At 70.2% G+C, this 23,643-nt stretch carries 22 protein-coding genes; 7 read left to right on the top strand and 15 right to left on the bottom strand.

The genetic code is table 11. The features are described 5' to 3' along the window. Positions 1-28 precede the first annotated feature (28 nt). Positions 29-1,165, top strand: a complete 1,137-nt coding sequence (locus tag OX958_RS07685) for an epoxide hydrolase family protein (RefSeq protein WP_270136485.1) — start codon at positions 29-31, stop codon at positions 1,163-1,165. Between the two features lie 69 nt (positions 1,166-1,234). Here the strand turns inward: OX958_RS07685 and OX958_RS07680 are convergent, their stop codons facing one another. Both OX958_RS07680 and OX958_RS07675 read right to left on the bottom strand, forming a co-directional pair. Next, complete coding sequence (locus OX958_RS07680; RefSeq protein ID WP_270136484.1) at positions 1,235-1,642, bottom strand: nitroreductase family deazaflavin-dependent oxidoreductase; 408 nt, start codon at positions 1,640-1,642, stop codon at positions 1,235-1,237. A gap of 87 nt (positions 1,643-1,729) precedes the next feature. After that, entirely contained in the window at positions 1,730-2,638 is a 909-nt protein-coding gene (locus OX958_RS07675) for a ribonuclease Z (RefSeq protein WP_270136483.1), read from the bottom strand. A gap of 80 nt (positions 2,639-2,718) precedes the next feature. On the opposite strand from OX958_RS07675, the gene OX958_RS07670 reads away from it, so the two are divergent. Both OX958_RS07670 and OX958_RS07665 read left to right on the top strand, forming a co-directional pair. Continuing rightward, entirely contained in the window at positions 2,719-3,597 is an 879-nt protein-coding gene (locus OX958_RS07670) for an LLM class flavin-dependent oxidoreductase (RefSeq protein WP_270136482.1), read from the top strand. A 255-nt stretch (positions 3,598-3,852) separates the two neighbouring features. Next, positions 3,853-4,854 carry a GDSL-type esterase/lipase family protein gene (locus OX958_RS07665; protein WP_270136481.1) on the top strand — a complete coding sequence of 334 codons (1,002 nt, stop codon included), beginning with the start codon at positions 3,853-3,855 and terminating at the stop codon, positions 4,852-4,854. Between the two features lie 35 nt (positions 4,855-4,889). Here OX958_RS07665 and OX958_RS07660 read toward each other — a convergent pair whose 3' ends face one another. Both OX958_RS07660 and OX958_RS07655 read right to left on the bottom strand, forming a co-directional pair. Then, positions 4,890-7,877, bottom strand: coding sequence for a glycine--tRNA ligase (locus OX958_RS07660; RefSeq protein WP_270139016.1), 2,988 nt, complete (start codon positions 7,875-7,877; stop codon positions 4,890-4,892). A gap of 58 nt (positions 7,878-7,935) precedes the next feature. Continuing rightward, positions 7,936-8,292: a winged helix-turn-helix transcriptional regulator gene (locus tag OX958_RS07655; RefSeq protein ID WP_270136480.1), complete on the bottom strand. Its 357-nt coding sequence runs from the start codon at positions 8,290-8,292 to the stop codon at positions 7,936-7,938. An 82-nt stretch (positions 8,293-8,374) separates the two neighbouring features. On the opposite strand from OX958_RS07655, the gene OX958_RS07650 reads away from it, so the two are divergent. After that, the gene (locus OX958_RS07650) at positions 8,375-9,367 is read left to right on the top strand and encodes an NADP-dependent oxidoreductase (RefSeq protein WP_270136479.1); all 993 of its coding nucleotides are present in this window, start codon (positions 8,375-8,377) and stop codon (positions 9,365-9,367) included. Positions 9,368-9,626: 259 nt separating this feature from the next. Beyond that, on the top strand, positions 9,627-10,256 hold the full coding sequence (locus OX958_RS07645) for a superoxide dismutase (RefSeq protein WP_270136478.1): 630 nt from the start codon (positions 9,627-9,629) through the stop codon (positions 10,254-10,256). Positions 10,257-10,349: 93 nt separating this feature from the next. On the opposite strand, the gene OX958_RS07640 is transcribed toward OX958_RS07645, so the two are convergent. The 8 genes from OX958_RS07640 to OX958_RS07605 form a co-directional block, all read right to left on the bottom strand. Continuing rightward, positions 10,350-10,799, bottom strand: coding sequence for a YdeI/OmpD-associated family protein (locus OX958_RS07640; protein ID WP_270136477.1), 450 nt, complete (start codon positions 10,797-10,799; stop codon positions 10,350-10,352). Beyond that, positions 10,796-11,572, bottom strand: coding sequence for an alpha/beta fold hydrolase (locus OX958_RS07635; RefSeq protein WP_270136475.1), 777 nt, complete (start codon positions 11,570-11,572; stop codon positions 10,796-10,798). The genes OX958_RS07640 and OX958_RS07635 overlap by 4 nt, the downstream gene beginning before the upstream one ends. Positions 11,573-11,612: 40 nt before the next feature. Next, positions 11,613-12,938, bottom strand: coding sequence for an RNA polymerase sigma factor (locus OX958_RS07630; protein WP_270136474.1), 1,326 nt, complete (start codon positions 12,936-12,938; stop codon positions 11,613-11,615). Positions 12,939-13,039: 101 nt separating this feature from the next. Further along, positions 13,040-13,417, bottom strand: coding sequence for a YciI family protein (locus OX958_RS07625; protein WP_270136473.1), 378 nt, complete (start codon positions 13,415-13,417; stop codon positions 13,040-13,042). 117 nt (positions 13,418-13,534) lie between these two features. Then, on the bottom strand, positions 13,535-15,082 hold the full coding sequence (locus OX958_RS07620; RefSeq protein ID WP_270136472.1) for an LCP family protein: 1,548 nt from the start codon (positions 15,080-15,082) through the stop codon (positions 13,535-13,537). 238 nt (positions 15,083-15,320) lie between these two features. Next, positions 15,321-15,995, bottom strand: coding sequence for an SDR family NAD(P)-dependent oxidoreductase (locus OX958_RS07615; RefSeq protein WP_270136471.1), 675 nt, complete (start codon positions 15,993-15,995; stop codon positions 15,321-15,323). A gap of 9 nt (positions 15,996-16,004) precedes the next feature. Continuing rightward, positions 16,005-16,886 carry a hypothetical protein gene (locus OX958_RS07610; RefSeq protein ID WP_270136470.1) on the bottom strand — a complete coding sequence of 294 codons (882 nt, stop codon included), beginning with the start codon at positions 16,884-16,886 and terminating at the stop codon, positions 16,005-16,007. Positions 16,887-16,925: 39 nt separating this feature from the next. Beyond that, positions 16,926-17,969: a GntR family transcriptional regulator gene (locus OX958_RS07605; RefSeq protein ID WP_270136469.1), complete on the bottom strand. Its 1,044-nt coding sequence runs from the start codon at positions 17,967-17,969 to the stop codon at positions 16,926-16,928. 100 nt (positions 17,970-18,069) lie between these two features. Between OX958_RS07605 and OX958_RS07600 the strand changes: the two genes are divergently transcribed. Continuing rightward, positions 18,070-19,257 (top strand): FAD-dependent monooxygenase, encoded by a 1,188-nt coding sequence (locus tag OX958_RS07600; protein ID WP_270136468.1) that lies wholly within the window; start codon positions 18,070-18,072, stop codon positions 19,255-19,257. Here the strand turns inward: OX958_RS07600 and OX958_RS07595 are convergent. Further along, positions 19,243-19,833 (bottom strand): TIGR03086 family metal-binding protein, encoded by a 591-nt coding sequence (locus tag OX958_RS07595; protein WP_270136467.1) that lies wholly within the window; start codon positions 19,831-19,833, stop codon positions 19,243-19,245. The genes OX958_RS07600 and OX958_RS07595 overlap by 15 nt on opposite strands. A 119-nt stretch (positions 19,834-19,952) precedes the next feature. Between OX958_RS07595 and OX958_RS07590 the strand changes: the two genes are divergently transcribed. After that, complete coding sequence (locus OX958_RS07590; RefSeq protein ID WP_270136466.1) at positions 19,953-20,540, top strand: HhH-GPD-type base excision DNA repair protein; 588 nt, start codon at positions 19,953-19,955, stop codon at positions 20,538-20,540. Positions 20,541-20,559: 19 nt separating this feature from the next. Here OX958_RS07590 and OX958_RS07585 read toward each other — a convergent pair whose 3' ends face one another. Together OX958_RS07585 and OX958_RS07580 are read right to left on the bottom strand one after the other, a co-directional pair. After that, positions 20,560-22,659 carry an iron ABC transporter permease gene (locus OX958_RS07585; protein WP_270136465.1) on the bottom strand — a complete coding sequence of 700 codons (2,100 nt, stop codon included), beginning with the start codon at positions 22,657-22,659 and terminating at the stop codon, positions 20,560-20,562. Beyond that, a complete protein-coding gene (locus OX958_RS07580; protein ID WP_270136464.1) occupies positions 22,656-23,633 on the bottom strand; it encodes an ABC transporter substrate-binding protein in 978 nt (325 codons plus the stop codon). Before OX958_RS07580 ends, OX958_RS07585 begins: the two co-directional genes overlap by 4 nt. Positions 23,634-23,643: the final 10 nt, after the last annotated feature.

The following is a 23,643-nucleotide window of genomic DNA, read 5'->3' as shown; positions in this document are numbered from 1 at the left end:
GACCTAGGCGGGTGGAAGAGTCGCAGTCATGAAGCCTTTCAGCATCGACATCCCGCAGAGCCAGCTCGACGACCTCCAATACCGTCTCGACCACCGCCGGCTGCCCGCGGCGCTGCCCGGGGACGACTGGGACACCGGCGTACCGGTCGCTTGGCTGAGTGAGCTGGTCGAGTACTGGCGCACCGAGTACGACTGGCGCGCGGCGGAGAAGCAGCTCAACGAGTACCCGCAGTTCACCACCGAGATCGACGGTCAGAACATCCACTTCCTGCATGTCCGGTCGGCGAACCCCGACGCGCTGCCGCTGGTCCTGACGCACGGCTGGCCGGGATCCGTCGTGGAGTTCCTGGACCTGATCGGTCCGCTGACCGACCCGGCGGCACACGGCGGCGACGCGGCCGACGCCTTCCACCTGGTGATCCCGTCGCTGCCCGGTTTCGCCTTCTCGGGACCGGTCGGCGAGAGCGGCTGGACCAGAGCACGGATCGGCCGCACCTGGGCCAAGCTGATGGAGCAGCTCGGCTACGACCGGTACGGCGTACAGGGTGGCGACATCGGCGGGTCCGTCTCGCCGGAGGTCGCCCGGTCCGCGCCCGAGCACGTCGTCGGCGTCCACGTGAACGGCGGGACCAACCTGCCGCCGCTGCAGCTGTCCGACGAGGAGCTCGCGACGCTGACCCCGCTGGAACAGGACCGGATGGCCCGGGTCAAGGCCTTCATGCAGGAGGAGTTCGGCTACATCGCGATCCAGTCGACCCGGCCGCAGGCGATCGGCTACGGACTGGTCGACTCACCGGTCGGTCAGCTCGCCTGGATCATGGACAAGTTCCGCGAGTGGACCCACCCGCGGACCACGCTGCCCGACGCGATCATCGACCGCGACCGGCTGCTCACCAACGTGATGCTCTACTGGCTGACCGGTACGGCGAGCTCGGCGGCGTACGTCGGCTACGCGATGACCGAGTGGGGCGCTCAGCCGGAGAACTCCGGCGTCCCGACCGGCGTGATCGCCTTCGCGCACGACGTCTGCATCCGCAGGTACTGCGAGGCGGACAACAACATCACCCGGTGGACCGACGTGGACCGCGGCGGCCACTTCGCCGCCCTGGAGGAGCCGGAGCTGCTCACCACCGACATCCGCGAGTTCTTCCGCACCCTCCGCTGACGCCGGCCCGAACGCGGAACCGCCGCCCGCACCGGAGGGTGCGGGCGGCGGTCCGGGAGTCTCGGGTGACTACTGGCGCTCGAGGATGACGATCGGGATCTCCCGGTCGGTCTTCTTCGTGTACTCGTTGTAGTCGGGCCAGACCTCGACCATCTGCGGCCAGATCTTCGCGCGCTCCTCGTCCGAGGCGACCCGGGCGGTGGCGGCGAACTTGTCGCCCTTGATCTGGACCTTCACGTTCGGGTCGGCCTCGAGGTTGAAGTGCCAGTCCGGGTGGGTCGGAGCGCCGCCCTTGGAGGACACGATCGCGTAGCCGCCGTCGACCTCACGGAAGATCAGCGGGTTCTTGCGCTCCTCACCGGACTTCCGGCCGACCGTGGTGAGAATGAGGATGTGCGCGCCGTGGTCGCCCCACTCGTATCCCTCGGCACCGTCGGTGGCCTCGTAGCGCTCGACGTGTTCTGCTCCGTACAGCATGCGATCTCCTTGCTTACGCGGGTTATAGAAGCTGGAACCAATATCCAGTACCCATTGTTCCCATCGGTCAACGGGGTGTGAGCCCGGTCAGCGGCGCGGCGGTACCGGCGTCCGCGCCAGGTCGGTCGCCACCACGATCTCGCCGTCGAACTCCGCGGCGGCCTCGTCGTGGAACAGGGTGAGATCGGTGTAGCGCTGGGAGAAATGGGTCAGCACGAGTTTCCGTACTCCGCACTCCTGCGCGACCCGAGCCGCCTGCCGGGCGGTCAGATGCCCGAAGTTCCGGGCCAGCTCGGCCTCCGTGGACAGGTACGTCGACTCGATCACCAGCAGGTCGGCCTGGTCGGCGAGCCGGAAGACGCCTTCGCACAACCGGGTGTCCATCACGAACGCGAACCGCTGTCCCGGCCGCGGCTCGCTGACCTGCTCGACGGTCACCGTCCGCCCGTCGACGACCAGCGACCCGGCCCGCTGCAACTGACCCACGGCCGGCCCGCTGACGCCGTACCGGCTGAGCTCCTCGGGCAGCATCCGGCGGCCGTCCGGCTCGATCAGCTGATACCCGAACGACTCGACCGGATGCTCCAGCCGCCTGGCCCACAGCTGCCCGAAGGAGCCCACGGAGAGCAGCCCGTCCTCCTCGATCGGCTCCTCGCGCAGCTCGGCGCGCTCGAAGAAGGACGCGGCGTACCGGAGGCGGGTGAAGTACTCCTGCCCGGACTCCGGATAGTGCGCGTGGACGGGATGCTGCACGTCGTCGAGGGAAAGCCGCTGGATCACCCCCGGTACGCCGAGGCAGTGGTCGCCGTGGAAGTGCGTGACGCAGAGCCGCGTGATGGCGGTCGCCGGGACCCCGGCGTACAGCATCTGCCGCTGGGTGCCCTCGCCCGGATCGAAGAGGAAGCCCTCGGTGTCCCAGCGCAGGAAGTAGCCGTTCTGGTTCCGCTCCCGCGACGCCACCTGGCTACTGGTGCCCAGCACGACCAGTTCTCGCACGACCTCAGGCTAGTGCTTGCCGGCCAGTTCTCCCGGCGGCGCGGCCCGAAACTGTCGGTGCGGCCGGTGACGATGGAGCGATGACTGTTTCGTTGCGACTCGGACTCGTGTTCCCGCCGTCGTTGCCGCCGGAGTCGGTCAGATCGGCCGCTCTGTCGGCCGAGGCCGCCGGACTCGACGACTTCTGGGTGTCGGAGGACTGTTTCAAGGAAAGCGCTGTGGCGAGCGCGGTGACCGCGTTGGCCGTCACCGAGCGGATTCGCGTGGGCATCGCGTTGCTGCCCGTTCCACTCCGGTCGGTGGCCCAGGCCGCGATGGAGTTCGCGACCGTCGATCGGTTGTATCCCGGGCGGTTCGTGGGTGGCATCGGGCACGGCGTCCAGCTGTGGATGGGGCAGGCCGGCGCGCAGGCCGAGGCGCCGCTGACGCTGCTGCGGGAGTTCGCCACCGCGCTGAGGCAACTGCTGGACGGCGAGGAGGTCACTACCGCCGGGCGATACGTCCAGCTGGACGGAGTCGCCTTGACCTATCCCCCGCTCCGACCACCCCCGCTGCTGATCGGCGCCGCCGGACCTCGCTCACTCGTCGCAGCCGGCGAGCTCGGCACGGGCACCTTGCTTGCCCTCGGCCTGACCACCGAAACGATCGAACAGTCAGCCGCCACCACGCTGACCGCTGCTGGTGATCGAAGAGGGTCGCACGAGGTGGTCGCGAGTCTGATTGTCGCCACCGGACCGGGCGCCCGCGATCGGGTCGATGCTGAGCTGGCCGGCTACGGGATGTCCGGTGGGCCGGAGGTCGGCGCTGTCGGTGACGCCCAAGCGATTGCCGAGCGGATGCGCGAACTGGCCGCCGCCGGGGTGACCACCATCGCCGTCCAGCCGTGCGCCGACGAACCGGACGTCGGCGCCTTCGCACGCTTCCTCGGCGAGGAGGTCGGGCCGCTGCTGCGGGGCTGACCGGAAGGCAGGCCGTTGCTGCAGCGCCAGCGCGACTGCGGCTGCGGGCTGATCCCGGCGTCGGCGCGACTGCGGCTGCGGCTGCGGGCTGATCCCGGCGTCGGCGCGACTGCGGCTGCGGGCTGACCCCGACGTCGGCGCGACTGCGGCTGCGGGCTGACCCCGGCCACGGCAAGACTGCGGCGGCCGTGATGCGCGATCATGTGGAGGCTGGACACACGGTCGTCGAGGTTGCGGCGGAAGAGGTGGTGCGCGGTGGGTGGTGATCCGCTCTGGACCGGGTATCGGCATCGTGCCGTGGACCCCGACGGCTGGACGACGTTCTGGCGACTGGATCCGCGGGAGCAGCCGTTCGAGCTGCATGACTGGCTCGGCCGGCCGGATCGACCGGGACACCGGTTGTGGTCGCGCGCGGCGACGCCGGCCGGCGTACGGGCGACTTGGCGTACTTCGGCGGCGTCGGTGCGGCTGGAGATCCGGGCCGCGCTGGACATCTACCAGGAGATCGCGCCGGTCGACTTCCTCGTCGGTGGCGAGCTGCATCGGCGCTGCCCGGTCGAGCCGGGTGAGCAGGTGATCGCTGTCGAGCTGCCCGGCACGTCGGTGGAGCTGGAGATCTGGTTGCCGCAGGGCGGTGCGATCGGCGTACGGGACGTCTCGTTCGACGGGGAGGCCGAGCCGTTGCCGCCGATCGGGCCTCGATGGATCACGTACGGCAGCTCGATCACGCAGTGCACCGGCGCCTACGGACCGTCCGAGACATGGCCGGCGCTGGTGGCCCGGCGGCACGGCTGGGACCTGGTGGGGCTCGGGCTGGGCGGCGAGTGCCACCTCGATCCGATCGCGGCGCGGACGATCCGGGACACCCCCGCCCGGCTCATCTCACTGTGCCTGGGAATCAACATCTACGGCGGCGAGACGTTCAGCGGCCGGACGCTGCCCGGTCAGGTCGAGTCGTTCGTCTCGACCGTGCGCGACGGCCATCCGCACACGCCGATCGTGGTGATCACCCCACTGCCGGCGCCGAACCTGGAAGGCAAACCCAACGCCGTCGGTCTCACCCTCGACGACATCCGCGGCTGCGTCGAGCTCGGTGCCCGCACCCTCCGCGACCCCGACCTCCAGTTGATCGACGGCCGCACCGTGCTCAGCACCGAAGAAGCCCAGCGCCTGTACGCCGACGATCTGCACCCCGGCCCCGACGGCTACCGGCTGATCGCGGACCGCCTGGCTCCCCGGCTCACCCTTCCGCTCTGACCGCGCCCGCCGCTGAGCGGCGGGCGCGGTTGCGGTCAGTTCTCCTTGGTGAGGCTGGTGCCCAGCGCCTGCCAGTCGAGCACCGGTACGGCGAAGTCGCGGATGGTGGCGAGCAGGCCGAGGCGCGCCGCCCGGACCTCCGGGTCCTCCGCCATCACCAGGATCTCCTCGAAGAAGTTGGTGATCGGCTCGACCAGCACCTCGGTCGCGGTGACGAACTCACCCAGGGCGGTCGGAGCCGTGCCGACCTTCTGCACCGCCTCGTGCAGCACGACCTCGGCCGGCTCGGTGAGCTTGGTCGCGTCGTACTGCGCGGTGACCTCGGCCGGCACGATCCGGCGTACCCGCTGCAGTACCGCGACCAGGTCGGCGAACCCTTCGTTCGCGACCTGACGCCGCAGCTCGGCCAGCGTCTCGTCGGCCGCGGCCGGAGCCTCGGCCAACGGCAGCACCGCGGCCACCTGGAGGTGGTCGTCACCGCGGTCGATCAACTGCTGCTCGTACCGCCGGATGGTGAACTCGGCCACCTCGCCCTGCGAGGCCTCCGGCACCTCGATGCCCTGGGCACCGATCTGCTCGGCCGCCGCGGTCAGTCCGGCCGACAGCGTGATCGCCCGCAGCTCCGGGTGCTCGCGCAGGATCGCCACCACCCCGGCGGCCGCGCGCCGCAGCGCGAACGGGTCCGAGCTTCCGGTCGGCTTCGCGCCGATCGCGAACAACCCGGCCAGCAGGTCGAACCGGTCGGCCAGCGCCAGCAGGGCACCCGGCGTGGTGGCCGGCAACGGGTCGCCGGCCGAACGCGGCAGCTCCATGTCGAACAGCGCCTGCGCAACGGCCTCGGTCTCACCGCTGCGGCGCGCGTACTCCCGGGCCATCGTGCCGGCCAGGCTGGTCAGCTCGACCACCATCTGCGAGCCGAGGTCGAACTTGGCCAGCTCCGCGGCCCGCTCCAGCGCCGTCAGGTCGTCGCCTTCGAGCCCGACGGTGGCGGCCAGCGACCGGGCGATCGCCGCGATCCGGCCGGCCCGCTGGGCCATCGACCCGAGCCGCTCCTCGAAGGCGAGCTTGTCCAGCCCCTCCTTCATCGCCTCGGGCGTGCTCTGCAGGTCGGCCCGCCAGAAGAACGCGGCGTCCTCGTACCGCGCGCGCAGCACTCCCTCGTTGCCGTTGCGCACGATCGCCTCGTCGACCGAACCGTTGGCAACGGCAACGAAGTGCGGCAGCAGCTCGCCGTCGGCGCCACGGACCGGCAGGTACCGCTGGTGCTTGCGCATCACCGTGGTGAGGATCTCCGGCGGCAGGTCCAGGTAGTCGGGCGAGAAGTTGCCGAGGATCGCGGTCGGCTCCTCGACCAGGTTGACGATCTGGTCGAGCAGCGCCGACTCCGCGGCGAAGTCGACACTGCCGGAGACCTCGGCGGCCAGCCGCTCGGAGGCCTCGACGATGGTCGCCCGGCGCTTGGCCGGGTCGGCCTCGATCCCGTGGATCCGGAGCAGGTCGAGGTAGCCCTCGGCCGCCGCGATCTCCACCGTCGGCTGCGCAGCGGTGCGGTGCACCCGGGTGATCCGGCCGGCCGCCAGCGACGACACCGAGACCGGCACGACCTGGTCACCGAGCAGCGCGACCAGCCAGCGGACCGGCCGGGTGAAGGACAGCTTCGCGTCGTTCCAGCGCATGTTCTTGTCGGAGCGCAGACCGGTGACGATCTCGCCCAGTACGCCACTGAGCACCTCGGCGGCACCGCGGCCCGGATCGGGCTTGGTCACCGCGACGTACTCCACGCCGTCCACCACCAGGTCGTGCAGCTCGCTCGGCTCGACCTTCTGGCCCCGGGCGAACCCGGCGGCAGCCTTCGTGATGTTGCCTTCGGCATCGAACGCGGCGGCCTTCTTCGGGCCACGGGAGACCTTCTCGGCATCCGGCTCGCTCGCCTGGACCGCGGCCACGAACGCGACCACCCGACGCGGGGTGGCGTAGGTGGTGACCTCGCCGTGCCCCAGCCGTGTCGCGGCGAGCTTCTCGGTCAGTGCCTTGCGCACCGCTTCGGCGGTCTTGGTCACCTCCGACGGCGGCATCTCCTCGGTCCCGATCTCGAAGAGCAACTGGCGGGTGCTGCTTATCACCGGGAACTCGGTCGGCGCCGGAGCGGCGGCCGGCAGCTCGGCGACGCCCAGCGGGTGCTCGAGCTCGGTCCGCCGCTCGGCCCACAGGGTGGCGACCTCGCGGGCCAGCGTGCGCATCCGGCCGAACGCCTTCGCGCGCTCCGTCGTACTGACCGCTCCCCGGGCGTCCAGCACGTTGAAGGTGTGCGAGCAGCGCAGCACGTAGACGTGCGCCGGCACGGGCAGCCGCAGGTCGAGCATCCGGCGGGCCTCGGTCGCGTACTCCTCGAAGAGCCGCTTCTGGCTGTCGACGTCGGCGTCGTCCAGGTAGTACCGGCTCATCTCGTACTCCGCCTGGCCGAACGCCTCGCCGTACGAGATGCCGGGTGCGTAGGAGATGTCCTTGAAGTGCGAGACGCCCTGCAGCGCCATCATGATCCGCTCGATGCCGTAGGTGATCTCCACCGACACCGGGTCCAGCGTCATCCCGCCGGCCTGCTGGAAGTAGGTGAACTGGGTGATCTCCAGACCGTCCAGCCAGACCTCCCAGCCCAGCCCCCACGAACCGGTGGCCGGGTTGGCCCAGTTGTCCTCGACGAAGCGCACGTCGTGCGCCTCGATGTCGATCCCGAGCGCCTCCAGGCTGGCCAGGAACAGTTCCTGCGGGTTGCCCGGGTCCGGCTTGAGCACGACCTGGAACTGGGTGTGCGTCTGCAGCCGGTTCGGGTTCTCGCCGTACCGGGCGTCGTCGGGACGGACCGAGGGCTCGACGTACGCGACCCGCCACGGCTCGGGACCCAGCACCCGCAGGATGGTCGCCGGGTTCAGCGTGCCGGCCCCCACTTCGGTGTTGAACGGCTGCACCACCATGCAGCCCCGGTCGGTCCAGTACTTCGTCAGCGCGAGCAGCGCGTCCTGCATGGTGAGCACGACAACAACCTCAGGTTCGGTCGAGATTCGGGGGTTCGAGGGCCGCAGTCTATGAGATTTCGTGCAGGTGGGTTTCTACCCAGGTGCGCAGGGCGCCGAGGGGGGTGGAGACGCTGCGGCCGAGGCCGGTCAGCGAGTACTCGACCCGGAGCGGGACCTCGGCGTAGATCTCGCGGTCGACGAAGCCGCTCTCCTCCAGCCTGCGCAGGGTGCTGGTCAGCACCTTCGGGCTGATGCCCTGCAGGCGGCGCTGCAGCTCACCGAACCGGACCGGGCCGTCCTCCAGCGCGCCGATGGCGAGCGCGGCCCACTTGTTCGCCAGCAGGTCCAGGACGTCGCGGCAGGGGCACTGCTCGGCGTACACATCGTGTTTGTCATGCACTCCGGTCGAGCAGACCGCCGTCATCAGTCCTCCTGAGCTGGTTACTTTCCGAAAGATAGTAGCAGTCCTTGCGGGAAAGTACGGTCGCGCGGATAGCGTCCTCACCATGAGCGAAACGAGCAAGATGCGAGCTGTCAGCCAGGACGAACTGGGGGGACCGGAGGTCCTGCGCGTCGTCGAGGTCGAGCGACCCGAACCGCTGCCGACCGAGGTCCTGGTCCGCGTCCACGCGGCGGGGGTGAACCCGGTCGACTACAAGTCCCGCGAAGGCGGCGGCATGCAGGGCGTGCTGGGCGCTCCGCCGTTCATCCTCGGCTGGGACGTGTCCGGCGTCGTCGAGGAGGTCGGGTTCGGCGTCCACACGCTGGCGGCCGGTGACGAGGTGTACGGGATGCCGTGGTTCCCGCGGGCCGCTTCGGCGTACGCCGAGTACGTGACCGCGCCCGCCCGGCAGTTCGCGAAGAAGCCGGCCAACCTCAGTCACGCGGAGGCGGCAGCGCTTCCCCTGGCCGGCTTGACGGCCTGGCAGGTGCTGACCGCTGCAGGAGATCTCCAGCCGGGCCAGCGAGTGCTCGTCCACGCGGCGGGTGGCGGGGTCGGCCACTTGGCGGTGCAGTTCGCGAAAGCCCTTGGTGCGCACGTGATCGGTACTGCCAGTGAGGGCAAGCACGACTGGCTGTTGTCGCTCGGCGCCGACGAGGTGATCGACTACCGCTCCACCGACGTCGGGACCGCAACGAGCGAGATCGATCTGGTCGTGGATCTGATCGGCAGCGAGACGACGCTGGAGCAGTCGATCAAGGTGCTCAAACCCGGCGGATTGTTGGTCGCAGTGCCGTCCGGGACCTCGCCGGAACTGGTGGCCAGGGCGAAAGAGGCCGGCGTCCGGGTGCGGCCGTTCCTGGTCGAGCCGGATGGTCATGCACTGGACGAGATCGGCACGCTGGTCGAGAACGGCGAAGTACAGGTGGAGGTCGAGCAGGTGTTCCCGCTGGCCGAGGCCGCCGAGGCACATCGGCGGATGGCGAGCGGGCGCACGCAGGGCAAACTCGTCCTGGACGTCCACGGCGACCCCGCTGTCCCGGCGGCCACCAGATGAACTGTTGCGAGGCGGCCTAGGGACCAGTGGGGCGACGGGGCAGACTAGGGAGCGTCGGCGGGCTTCACCGCCCACCGGCGGCTAACTGGCCGGAGCGGGTCGAGGCGGCACCAGCGTGTCCCCTTGACCTCAACACTGGTTGAAGTTTCAAGGTAGATCTCGGTGGTGGGTTCGGCGGCGCCCCAACGGGCACCTGACGAGCGCACGCCGGAGATCGCGCAGCACAACGGCCCTTCGGGGCCCTGACGAAGGAGCAGAGTTGACCACGTCGTACACGCTTCCGGACCTCGGCTACGACTACGGCGCCCTGGCGCCGCACATCGCGGGCGAAATCATGGAGCTGCACCACTCCAAGCACCACCAGACCTACGTGAACGGCCTGAACGACACCCTGGAGAAGCTGGCCGCGGCCCGCGAGAAGGGTGACTTCGGCTCGATCGTCGGGCTGGAGAAGACGCTCGCCTTCAACCTCGGCGGCCACGTCAACCACTCCATCTTCTGGAAGAACCTGTCCCCGGACGGCGGCGACAAGCCCGACGGCGAGCTGGCCGCGGCGATCGACGAGTCGTTCGGCTCGTTCGACGCCTTCCAGGCCCACTTCACCGCGGCCGCGACCACCATCCAGGGGTCCGGCTGGGCCATCCTCGGCTGGGACGCGCTGCAGGGCAACCTGCTGATCCACCAGCTGTACGACCAGCAGGGCAACCTGCCCGCCGGGCAGATCCCGATCGTGATGCTGGACATGTGGGAGCACGCCTTCTACCTGCAGTACAAGAACGTGAAGCCGGACTACGTCAAGGCCTGGTGGAACGTCGTCAACTGGGCCGACGCCCAGGCCCGCTTCAGCGCGGCCCGCACCAACGCCGGCGGCCTCATCACCGTCGTCTGACGCACGCCTGATCGTCCGGAGGACCCGCGGCTCCCAGGCCAGAGGTTCTTCGGACCACGGGTCAGCGCTGACCGTGGCCAGCGCTGACCCGGGCTAGCGCTGACCGCGGCCCGAGGCGAGCCGCTCGACCGCTTTGACGATCCGGGCCGCCCGGGTCTCCGGCTTCTTCGCCTCCTCGATCCCGAGCACGAACCAGTTCCGCTGGCTGAACGACAGCCCGTCGAAGAACGCCCGCGCCTTCGGCTCCGCGGCGAGTGCCGCCCCGAAGTCCGCCGGTACGACGACCTCCCGCGGCTTCTCGTCGAGCTCGATCTCCACCTCGACCGTGTCGCCACCGGCCAGCCCCGCCGCCTCCCGATGCGCGGCGCTCATCGGCACCAGGTACCGCCCGCCCATCACCGCCACCGTGGTGCGATAGGTGTAGCCGTTCACCGTCAGCACCACGGCCGGCTTCTTGCCACTCGCAAGCGCCTCGACCACCTCCGCCGGCACCTCGATCCCGGTCTTGGTGGTGCCTTCCAGCGTCGCCGTGAACTTGTTCATGCCCAGAACTCCTTCAGCGCGGCAGCCAGTACCGCGGGGTCGAAGTTGTGCTGCTGGCCGGCGAGCACCACGTGGCTGCCGTCCTCCAGCAGCTCCGCCACCACCTTGTTGCTCTCGGCCATCCACGGCCAGGAGGCTCCCCCGGTCAGCACCCGGGCCGGCTGGTGGATCGCCTTGATCGCCTCGACCGGTACGCCGGAGTTGCCCATCACCGTCGCGTCGTACGCCAGCGTGTGCGCGATCGCCACCTGCGCCGGCCACCACGGCGACGTCTTCGCCTCCGTAACGAACTCCGCGGGCAGCCGGACCACCTCGGCCATGAAGTACTCCGCGGCCTTATCGGGCCGCCCCTCGGCCATGAACGCGCGGTAGGTCGACGCGGTATCGGCAGCCGGACGCCCTTCGGCGCCTTCGAGGAAGTACGGCGGCTCCCACAACGCCAGGCGGTTCACGGGCCGGCCGGCCGCGGTGCCGAGCAGGGCCAGCGCGGCACCGGACGACGCACCGAAGAGGTGGGCGGAGCCGCCCGCGACGGCGAAGATCGCGTCCAGGTCCTCGAGTTCGCGCTCGACCGCGTAGACCTCGGCGTCACCGCTGTCCCCGCGACCGCGCCGGTCGTAGTTGTAGACCGTGTGGTTCTCCGCCAGCAGCGCGGCCAGCGGCGCGTTCGACATCCGGTCGACCGACGCGCCGCAGACCAGGACGACCGCGGGCCCGGCGCCGAGCCGGTCGTAGGCGATCGACGTGCCATCGGCCGAGATGACGTTCTCCATGATGCGCTCCTTCACAACGGCAGATGACTTTCATCTGGCCTCACCGCTGCGTCGAACCACCCCGGCCCGGATCGACAGGTACCGCGAAAGTATTTTTCCGGCAGGCCGCGGCGCGGTCCAGGAGCAGCGCTCGCTCGCGTTCGTTGCGGGTCGATCCGGCCGCGTTATCGAACTCCGACCGGGCCTCGTCGAACCGGCCCAGCTTGAACAGCAGATCGCCGCGCACGCTGGGCAGCAGGTGGTAGCCCTTCAGCGACGGCTCATCGGCCAGTGCGTCCACGGCGACCAGTCCCCGCTCCGGCCCGAACGCCATCGAGATCGCGACCGCCCGGTTGAGCTCCACCACCGGTGACGGAACCACCTGCGCCAGTACGGCGTACAGGCCGGCGATCCGGGCCCAGTCGGTGTCGTCAGCCTCCGCTGCCCGGGCGTGACAGGCGGCGATCGCGGCTTGGAGCAGGTACGGACCCGGACTGCTGTCGAGGGCCCAGGCCCGGTCGAGGCCCTCCAGCCCGCGGCGGATCAGCAGCCGATCCCAGCGGCGGCGGTCCTGGTCGAGCAGGAGCACCGGCTCACCGTTCGGGCCGACGCGGGCGTTCGCGCGGGAAGCCTGGATCTCCATCAGCGCCAGCAGCCCGTGCACCTCCGGCTCGGCCGGCATCAGCTCGGCGAGCAGCCGGCCGAGCCGGAGCGCCTCGTTGCAGAGCGCCGGACGCATCCAGTCATCGCCGGCCGTCGCCGAGTAGCCCTCGTTGTAGATCAGGTAGATGACCTCCAGAACCGACGACAGCCGCTCGATCAGCTCGTCCCCGGCCGGTACCTCGAACTCGACCCCGGCCTTGGCCAGGTTGCGTTTGGCCCGCACGATCCGCTGCGCGACGGTCGCCTCGGGCGCGAGAAAGGCCCGCGCGATCTCGTCGGTCTTCAGTCCACCGAGCAACCGTAAGGTGAGCGAGACGCGGGCCTCGGTGCTGAGCACCGGATGGCAGGCGGTGAACACCAGCCGCAGCAGGTCGTCCTCGATCGTGTCCTCGAGAACGGCCTCGACCCTGTCTTCAACGCTGTCCTCGACTCCGTTGCTGCCGAGCTCCAGCTCGTGGCCCAGCTCGGCCAGCTTGCGCTGGTAGGTCTCCTTGCGCCGGATCAGGTCGATGGCGCGCCGCTTGGCGATCGCCATCAACCAGGCTCCCGGGTTGTTCGGCACCCCGCTGTCCGGCCACTGCTCCAGCGCCGCCACCAGCGCGTCCTGAGCCAGCTCCTCCGCCAGCCCCACATCCCGCACGATCCGCGCCACTCCCGCGATGATCCGGGCGGACTCGATCCGCCAGACCGCGTCGATCGCCCCGTGCGTGTCCGTAACAGTCACCCGACCGATAGAACAGCACCCCGGCCCCGACAGCAAGCGACGCGGTCTTGCGGACCCACCAGCTCCGGAAAACCCCGGCGTCAGCTCCGGAAACTCCGGCGTCAGCTCTGGAAGACCCCGGCGTCCGGCGCGAAGTCGGCTTCCTCGACGACCCGGCGGACCTCCACCTCGTTGCCGAGCACCTCCGCCAGCCGGGCAGCCCACTCGACCGCCTCGTCACGGGTGCGGACGTCGACCACGATGATGCCGCCGATCAGCTCCTTGGTCTCGGCGAACGGCCCGTCGGTGACAGTGCGCTTGCCGCCGGCGACCTTCACCCGGGCTCCGAGCGCACTGCGGTGTACACCCTCCGCGAACAGCAGCACCCCCGCCTTCGTCAGGTCGTCGACGACCTTGCCGACCCCCTCGGCGACCTGCTGGCTCACCATCCGGCCGGCTTCGGTGTCGGCGTCGGCCTTGTTGATGATCATGTAACGCATCGCGGAAACTCCCTCGTCGTGGTGTCGATCCTTTGATCTCACGTCGACCGGGTCACCGCCGGATCGACATCCACGCCGAACAAAAGTTTCAGATGCCTGCGTCACGGCTTCTGACACTCAGTTCGGCTGGTCACCCGCGGGGCGGTAGGCACACGCGTCTTCCAGGTCCTCGGTGGGCGGCGGCGGCGTGATCTTGCCGGTGGCGGGCCGGAGGAGCTTCTTGGGGGTCTCGGTGGACGGAGTGCTCGGCGGCGCGGAGGTGATCGGCGCCTCCGGCTTCGGCTCGAGTGCGGCCGCGACCGTCGCCCGGAGCCCTTCGTAGTCCGGATGCAGGTACTTCAACTTCAGCTTCGACACGTCCAGCGAGATGTTCGAGACCGTCCCGCCCTTCACCCTCATCGCCAGCTGGATCAGCGCCGGCAGCAGCTCCTGCGGGATGTCGGTACGGAGCAGGTTCTTCCCCGCCCTCGCGATCGCCTGGTACTTCGTCGCCAGCGTCCGCGGGTCGGCGGCGTCGACGATCCCCTTGATCGCGCAGCGCTGCCGGATCTGCCGCTGGTCGTCGGCGGCGCCGTAGCGGCCGCGGGCGAACCAGAGCGCGTGGTACCCGTCCAGATGCTGCTTGGGTCCCGCCTCGATCCAGTCGCTCGGCGGGATGTGCGAACTGCTGACGCCGCCCATCGCGACCCGCTCGTTGACGTTGACGGTGATCCCACCGAGCGCGTCGACGATCTGGTCGAAGCCCTGCAGGTTGACCTGCAGGTAGTAGTCGAGCTCGAGGCCGACCGCCTCGCCGACCGACTGCTTGAGCACGTCGGCGCCCTCGTTGTCCGACGGGCCGAGGATGCCGGGGTGTGCCGCGGGAATGTTCTGGTACATCGCGGTCAGCATCCACTCCAGCCGGCCCTCGAGGCTGAGCCCCTCCTTGCCGAAGCCGTTCGGGTAGAACCTGCGCAGCGGCGAGTCCTTGGGGAACGGCATGAAGGTGAGCTGCCGCGGCATCGAGATCAGCGCGGTGTCCCCGGTCCTGGTGTCGATACTGGCCACGATCACGGTGTCGGTCCGGACGCCGACCCGGTCCTTGGCGTCGTCACCGCCGAGCAGCAGCAGGTTGAGTCGCGGCCTGTTCTCCCACGGATCCTTCACGTTGACGGTCGTCGGCCGGGTCGCGCTCTTGCTCTCGCCCTGCGAGACGAACACGTTCTCGACCAGGTCTCGCTGGGCCAGCACGCTCTGGACGGCGACCGCGGCCGGCGCGGCGATGGCGAAACACAGCATGCCGACCAGCAGCGCACCGACGGCCCGGCCAGCCGGCGCAGCCGTTGCCGGACGCAACAACCGGTGCGAGCCGACGATCACCAGGATCCAGGCCAGCGCGATGGCGCCGATCACCACACTGGTGACCAGCAACCGGCTCGGCACGACGGCAGCGGCCAGCACCTCGTCGCGGCGGGTGAGCCCGACGTACACACCGAGCCCGACCAGCCCGAGGGTCAGCGTCAGCACGAACGCGCCCAGCTTCCGGCGCCCACCGATGATCAGCCCGGCTCCCGGCAGCAGTGCGCTCACCAGGGTGAGGCCCAGGGAGCGCGGCACGGTCCGGGCGCGCCGGGCTATCCGCTCGGCCGCTCGCCGATCCCGCTGACTTCCGCTCTCGTCCCCCACCCGCGCACCGTCCCCCCGGTTTGCAGCATCCCCAGTACCTGCTCCTCCAGCATCCGGGTCGGACGCAGCCGAGACAAGGATGGTTTCCGGCGCAGGATCTTCCGAGCCGTCGGCGCCGCTCTGAGCACTGCCCCGACGCCCCATGACCTCCCCTGTCCGCCCGTGGTGTGCGTCCAGTACCCAGGCCGCACACTTCTTCAGACGCCGGGGAGGTCCGAACGGTTTACCTCAGCGGAGATCAGACCGGGAGGTGAGCACCCGTCAGGCCGGGAGTCTCGGCCAGCAGACGGACGACGGTCGCGATCTGGGCCGGCGGCGTCCATCCGCTGGTGTCGGCCTCGGGCATCACGCGGCGGTTGACCGGGGTGTCGATCGTGCCCGGCAGGATCGCGTTCACCCGGATCCCGTCCTTCGCGTACTCCACCGTGAGCGCGTCGACGAAGGCCAGCACCCCGGCCTTCGCGGTGATGTAGCCGGCCGCGCCCGGGAACGGCTTGACCGCCGCTCCGCTCGACGTACAGGTGATCGAGCCGCCACCCGCGGCGATCAGCAACGGCAGCACCGCCTGAGTGATCAGGTACGTCGGCCGCAGGTTGACCGTCAACTGCTGCTCGAACTCCTCGATCGGCGTCTCGTGCACCCGCGCCCCGGCGGAGAATCCTCCGACGAGGTTGACCAGCGCCCGCACCGGCGCCGCCTCGTCCGCCCCGGCCACCCGTGCCACCTCGGCAGCGCCGGCCGGGTCGGCCAGATCGGCGACCAGCGTGTGCAGCGCCTCGGCGGGCCCCAGCTCGGCCAGCGACTTCTCCGACCGTCCCGGTACGACGACCCGCCAGCCCGCCGCGAGGAACTCCGCGGTCACCGCCGACCCCAGCCCACCAGTACCTCCGGCAACTACCACTGTTCCAGTCATGCCAGCACCCTAGTCCGGCAGCGCGAGCGTCCGGCCGGCGTCCCGGGCCGCGGTGATGCTGCGGGAGAGGGTGTCCTTGAGCACCGCCGCCTCGTCGGCGAACCCCTGCACCACCGAGGTGTCGCCGGCTGGTTCGGTGCGGGCCAGGAGTTCGATGTAGCGGTCGCCGTCCTCGAGCGCGGCCTCGGCGCGAAGGGCGGCATCGGCTGAGCGGACCCGGGCGGCGTAGCGCTCCAGCAGTTCGACCTTGCGTTCGATCGCGCCGACCGAACGGGCGAGGGCGCGACGCTGCGGCCCGAGCACCGCATCCAGCTCGGCGGTGGCCATGCCGCGGGCGACGTCGCGCTGGCGGGCCCGGAGTACGGACTGCTCGTGCAGGACCTGGCCGACATCCCAGAGCTGTTCGGGCAGGACCAGTTCGTTCTGGACGTCGTCGAGCAGGCCACGCCGGGTGACTGTTGCCTCTAGCACCGTTTTGACGGCGTGCTGGGCGCGGGCCAGCAACCGGCCGGCGCTGTCGTCGAAGTCGTCGGCCAGCAGGTAGTTCCCGTGCTGCCGCCGGACCGCCTTCCGGCTGCGGTTCTCGACCGCCGAACCGACGCCGACAGCGCCGGTGGCGACCACCGCGACGACCGCGAGGGCGAGCGCCGCCCAGGCCGCGACGGCCGTCGGCAGAGTGACGGCGAAGATGATCAGCGCGAGGATCCAGCCACCGACGCAGACCGCGAGCCAGCCCAGCAACGAGCCGAAGGTGGCGGCCGGTTCGGTCGACCAGGGGGTCTGCCGTTTCGGCTTGGCGTGGCTCGCGGGCACGAACAGCTCGGGTTTCCGCTCGAACAGCCGGCGGACCTCCGCCGGCACGTCCGGCGCGAACACCGGTTCCGGGCCCATCGCACCTCCCTGTCGGACAACCTGCGGCACTGCCGATACTCAGCGTAGCGGCGTCCGCAGCCGTTGGAGCTTCACCGCCAGCCCGTCGAGGACGATTCCGAGACCGAACTCGAACAACTGGTCCAGGTCGAAGTCGAAGTCGAACCCGTCCGGCTGCGCCAGCGCCCGGAAGCCGGCCAGATCCTGCTCGGCGACCAGCGCCGCCAGCCGTCCGGCCTGCTGGTCGGCCCACTCGTCCGCCGTCAGGCCGGTGTCCTGCTCGGCCTGCGCCTCGGTCTCCAGATTGAGCGCGACGCCGCGGACATGACCGAAGACGGTGATCGCGGCGTACAGGGAGGTGCTGGAGTCGACCCCGAACCCGGCGATCGCCCGCAGTACGGCGTCGGTGTGCGGCAGCAGATTCGGCAACAGTTGCGGCCGTCCGATGCTGACCGCGCTCGCGAGCCACAGATGAGCCCGGTACGCCGCCCACTGCTGTCGCGCCGCCGCCTCGATCCCGGCCCGCCAACTGGCCGGCTGCTGATCCGGTAACGGGAAGTCCCCGATCGCCGCATCCACCATCTGCAGCACCAGCGCGTCCTTGCCGCCGACATAGCGGTAGAGCGCCATCGTCGACACCCCGAGCTCAGTCGCCACCCGCCGCATGGACAGCGCGCCAAGCCCTTCCGCGTCGGCAATCCGCATCGCGGTCCGCACCACCTGTTCCCGGCTCAATTGGCCTGCCACACCGGACTCCAGCGCGCCGCCCGCTCCAGCCGCAGAAAGCCCATCACCCGCCCGCCGGGCGCCACGCGCTCTACGCACCCCTGGAGCGGGAAGCGCGCCACGGGCTCTACCCGCCCCGGCACTGCGGAGCGCATTGGCGTCGTCGGGACGCGGACCGACCACCGTGCCGACACCTGGCCGGGAGTGGATCAAGCCTTCCTGCTGCAGCGTTGCCAGCACCTTCGTGGCGGTCGCCATCGCAATCCCGTGGTCACGCACTAGTGCACGAGTCGACGGCACCCGATCACCGCACTTCAGCTCCCCCGAGCTGATCAGGCGCCGGATCTCCGCTGCCACCCGCTGGTAGGGCGCCGACATGTCGTCCTCCGAACTAGTGCACTCGAGCAGCCTGCCCGGTGGGCTGTGACGCTGTCACCTATACACCGTACGCGCACTGTCTCGACCAAAGGAACCGCCAATGCAGATCCTCATCTCCGGCGCCGGAATCGCCGGCCCCGCACTCGCCTACTGGTTGCACCGAGCCGGATTCACGCCGACCGTCGTCGAACTGGCCGCCGCTCCCCGCCCCGGCGGCCAGACCGTCGACCTCCGCGGCGTCGCCCGCGAGGTGGTCGAGCGGATGGGCCTGCTGCCACAGGTCCTCGACCGCCGGATGCACGAGCGCGGGATGGCCTACGTCCGCGCGGACGGCCGGCGCACCGCCGCTCTCCCGGCGGAGTTCCTCGACGGCGCCGGCCCGGTCGCCGAGATCGAGATCCTCCGCGGCGACCTCTCCCAGCTTCTCCTGGACGCCACCTCGACCGGCATCGAGTACCTCTACGGCGACTCGGTCACCGCGCTCGACCAGGACGCGGACGGCGTCAGAGTCACCTTCGGCAGCGGCATCCAGCGCCGTTTCGACCTCGTCGTCGGTGCCGACGGCGTGCACTCCCGCGTCCGCAAGCTCGCTTTCGGGCCGGAGTCGCAGTACGTCCAGCACCTGGGTGGTTACGGCGCCTTCTTCACCGTCAGGGCTCCGGAAGCCCTCGACGGCTGGATGAAGATCCACTCCGCGCCCGGCGGCCGCTGGGTCGGACTCCGCCCGGACCACGACCCGCAGTACGCGAAAGCCTTGCTCAGCTTCAGATCTCCACTGCTTCCCCGCCTCGGCCAGGCCGATCAGAAGGACCTGCTGACCAGGACGTTCGCGGGCACCGGCTGGCACACGCCCTACCTGTTGGCGGAGATGCGTGAGGCCGACGACTTCTACTTCGACACCACCAGCCGCGTCGTCGTACCGGAGTGGTCCCGCGACCGGATCGTCCTGGTCGGAGACGCCGGCTACTGCGGCTCACCACTGGCAGGCCACGGTACTGCGCTGTCTCTCGTCGGCGCCTACGTCCTGGCCGGGGAACTCGCGACGCACAACGGCGACCACGCGCGGGCGTTCCCGGCGTACCAGCGGGAGCTGCAGGCGTATGTCGACCAGCGGACGGAACTCCCTCCGGGCGGCGTCACGGCCGCGATGCCGATGACAGCAACCGGCATCCGGCTCCGCGATGCCTGCACCCGCCTGATGACCTCACGCCCGCTGAGCCGCCTGCTCACCAGACTCGCCGCCACTCAACCCGACGCCATCACACTCAAGCTCTCAGTCGAGCGGTGAGATCCAGTCCGGGTTGCGGCCGAGCAGGCGGAGCAGTGTGGCCAGGTCGTCGCTGTCGCCGGGAGTCTTCAGGCTGCGTTCGAAGGCGGCGCCGGGGCCTCTGGTCGAGTCTGTGTCGGGGATCCGGCGGGCCAGGTCGAGCGCCATCTCGACCATGTCCTGCGGCGGGTCGTACGGCGCGTCGATCGCGCGGGCCAGGTCCCAGGCGTGCACCACGCAGTCCAGTTGCCGGAAGGTCAGCGCGACCCGTCGGGGGAAGGTGCCGAACTCGCGGACCTCCATCGGCCGGTCGAGCGCGCCACCGTCGGCGAAGGCCTCCGCGACGCGCACGTTCGAGCGGCGGTAGGCCCCCGCGGGGTTGTCACCGAGCCGCCCGCCGGTCCAGGTCTGCACCGGCGCCGAACCGTCGGTCGCCGCCGCGGCGAAGCCCTCGTTCTCACTGACCAGGTGCCGCAGCAGGCCGCGGACGGTCCAGTCCGGGCAGGGGGTGGGAAACCACAACTGCTCGGCGCGCACCTGCATGACCACCTCGCCCAGCAACGCCCCGGCCCGCCGATCCAGATCCCGGATGTCCATCCGCGCTCCTCCCCTCGCCTGCCCTGGCCGAGCATAGGCCGCGACTCCGCATGCCGGCTGCTTTTCCGCGGAGATCCGGGCCGTCGCACGGGTTAACCCGCAGCCAGTAACCTGAGCGCATGCCCGGGACGCTCTACATCACAGGTGACAAGGCCGCGGACGGCCTGCTGAACAAGGACGGCACCGCGCTGCTGCTCGGGATGCTGCTGGACCAGCAGGTGCCGATGGAGTGGGCGTTCGGCGGTCCGGCCAAGCTGAAGGAACGGCTCGGTCACCTGGACGCGAGGAAGATCGCCGCGATGGACGTCGAGGAGTTCGTCGCCGTCTGTTCCGAGAAGCCGTCGATCCACCGGTTCCCCGGCTCGATGGGCAAGCGGATCCACCAGGTCTGTGTCGTGCTCACCGACGAGTACCGCGGCAAGGCGGCGAACCTCTGGAAGGGCGTCGACACCGGCGCCGAACTGTACCGGCGGCTGCACGCGCTGCCCGGCTACGGCGAGGAGAAGGCGAAGATCTTCGTCGCCATCCTGGCCAAGACCCAGGGTGTCGCCCCGGACGGCTGGCGGGAGGCGGCCGGCAAGTTCGGCGACGACGTCCCCCGCTCGGTCGCCGACATCGACGGTCCCGAGTCACTGGCCAAGGTGCGCGAGTGGAAGAAGGCCCAGAAGGCCGCCAAGCGCGACAAGCAGGACAACGCGGTCGGCTGACCGGCCGGAGTTCGACCGGTCAGAGTTTGACCGCGCGGGTGCGCCAGAGCAGGTAGACGAAGTACGGCGCGCCGATCATCGCGGTGAGCAGTCCCGCGGGGATCTGCGCGGGCGCCAGCACCGTGCGGCCGAGACTGTCCGCGACGCTGACCAGTACTGCGCCGAGCAGCGCCGCGACCGGCAGCAGGCGAGCGTGCCGTCCGCCCACGAGAGCGCGGGCGGCGTGCGGAGCGACCAGTCCGACGAAGCCCACCACTCCGATCGCCGAGACGGCGGCGGCGGTCATCAGGGCCGCGCCGACGAGGGCGATCAGCCGGGTGCGTTCCAGCCGTACGCCGAGGATGCGCGGGATGTCGTCGTCCAGCGCGAGCAGGTCCAGCTCTCGGCGGGCCAGCACGATCACCGGGGTCAGCACCACCAGCGCGACGGCCACCGGGATGAGCTGCGGCAGGGTCCGGCCGTAGGTGCTGCCGGACAGCCACGTCATCGCGAGGCTGATGTTCCACGGATCGGTGTAGACGATGACGAAGGTGATGACCGCGGTCGTCGCCGACGAGACGCCGACCCCGATCAGCACCAGCCGGTCCGAACTGAGCCCACCCCGCCAGGAGACCAGGTAGACCAGCGCGAAGGTGGCCAGCGCGGCCGCTGCGGCGACGCCGGACAGGAGCCAGATCCCGGCCGTCGGTACCGCCATCAGAACGACCACCGCGCCGAGGCCGGCACCCCCGGTGATCCCGAGGATGCCCGGCTCGGCCAGCGGGTTGCGGCAGACGGCCTGCACCGTGGCGCCGGCGATCGCGAGGGCCGCTCCGCACAGGACGGCCGACAGCACCCGCGGGAAGCGCTGGTCGAGGACGTAGGTGATCGCGCGGCCGGACCGGCCGTTGATCCAGTTGGCGATGTCGCCGGTGCGCAGGAAGGCGTCGCCCGCGAGCATCGCGAACACCAGCGCGCCCACCAGCAGCACGCTCAGTGAGATGGTGACGATCCAGAACGTGCGCAGCGTCCGCAGACCGGCGCCCGTGCCACCCGCCTGCTGCCGGCTCGGACCCGAGTCGCGGAACCGGCGGGCCAGCCAGACGAGCACGATCGCGCCGACCAGCATGGTCATGATGCCGGTCGGGATCTCGACGCCGGCCTGTCCGCCGAGAACGGCACGCAGTACGACGTCCGAGGCGAGCACCACGAGGATGCCGGCGATCCCGGACAGGGGCAGCAGCACCCGGTGCCGCATCAGCCCGGGCACGAGCGGGGCGATCAGCCGGACCAGCACCGGCGCGACCAGGCCGACAAATCCGACCGGACCGGCGATCGTCACCGCCGCGGCCGACAACATGACCGTGACGAGGGTGATCCACACGCGGGTCCGGCGGACCCGGACACCGAGCACCGAGGCGGTGTCGTCGCCGAGGGCGAGGATGTCCAGCTTCGGGGCCAGCACCAGCGCCGCGATGATGCCAAGGGCAACGATCGGCGCCATCTGCCGGACCGCGACGAGGTCGGTCTGCACCAGCGTGCCCGCTCCCCAGGCGAACGAGCGGACGGTTTCTTCCTTGTACAGCAGCATCAGCAGCGTGGTCACGCCCGCCAGCGCCATCGCGACCGCCGAACCGGCCAGAATCAACCGGGTCGGCCCGGCGGTGCCACCGGCCGACAGCCCCAGCACCAGTACCGCGGCTGCCAGTCCGCCGAGGAAGGCGATTCCACCCGCGGGCAGGGTCGGCAACGAGACACCGAACGCCGCGAACGTCACGACCGCCAGGTAGGCACCCGCGTTGACGCCGAGGGTGTCCGGTGAGGCCAGCGGATTCCTGGCCAGCGACTGGAGTCCAGCCCCGGCGACGCCCAGAGCGACACCGACCAGCATGCCGGCGAGTAGCCGGGGAAGCCGCGACGCGACCAGCACGTTCGCGGAGTTGTCGGTGCCCTGGCCGATCACCAGCCTGAGCAGGTCCCCGGCGTTCACCGAGGACGTGCCCTGGGTCAGGTGGACCGCGGCCAGCACCACCACCGCGGCGGCCGCGATGGCGAACACACCCGCCACGCGCACCCGGCGTACGGGCTCCAGCGGCGCGGTGGCGAGCTCGTCGGGCCGCTGGGCGGTCAGCTGGGTCAAGAGGTGACTGCCTGCACCGTCGCGTCGATGAACTGCTCGGTCGACTTCGGTCCGCCGAACATCCAGATGCCGTCGGCCAGCCGGTGCACGTTGCCGCTCCGGACGAACGGCAGGTTCTTCCAGATCGCGTTCTGGGCCAGGTCGCCGCCGAACACGTCACCGCCGTCGCCGTCGTTGGCGATGTAGAGGAACTCGCCGTCCTCGAGCTTGGTCAGCCCCTCGATGTCGGTCGTCGCCAGGCCGTAGGACGGGTCGCCGGCGTCGGGCCAGGCGTTCTTCAGGCCGAGCTCGTTCGCGACCGCGCCGAGCAGCGAGCCGGCGGAGAACATCCGGATCGAGATCGTGCTGCCTTCCTTGTAGCCGTCCGCCATCGTGTACGACGTACCGGCCTTGCCCGCGTCGGCGATCTTCTGCTTGCCGTCGGCAACCTTCTTGTCGAAGTCGGCGAGCACCGTCTTCGCCTGCTCGGACCGGCCGAGCGCCTGGGCGATCAGCTCGAAGTTCGACTTCATCTGCGGGATCGCGTTCTTCGCGTCCGCGGCCTTGATCACCAGCACCGGCGCGGCCTTCTCCATCTGCGTGATGGCGGCCGGCGACTCGTCGGTGGTGGTGATGATCAGGTCGGGGTCCAGCGCGACGATCGCGTCCACGCTCGATTCACCACGGGTGCCGACGTTCTTCACCGTGGCGTCGAGCTTCTCGGCGGAGACCCAGCCGGTGTAGCCCTTGGTGTCGGCCACGCCGACCGGCATCACGCCCAGCGTGATGACGCTTTCGACGACGCCCCACTCCAGCCCGACCACCTTGGCGGCAGGCGCCTTGAGGTCGATCTTCTTGTTCCGCGCGTCGGTGAGCGAGACCGGCTGGGTGTTCGCCGAGCTGCTGTTCGCCTGCGGGGTGACGTTCTCGCTGCTGCCACAGGCCGTCAGCACCAAGGCCAGTGCGGCGGCGGCAAGTGCGGTGACTCTCTTCATGATGACCTCG

Source organism: Kribbella sp. CA-293567 (assembly GCF_027627575.1).
Lineage (GTDB): Bacteria > Actinomycetota > Actinomycetes > Propionibacteriales > Kribbellaceae > Kribbella.
This window is presented reverse-complemented; position numbering and strand designations above follow the sequence as displayed.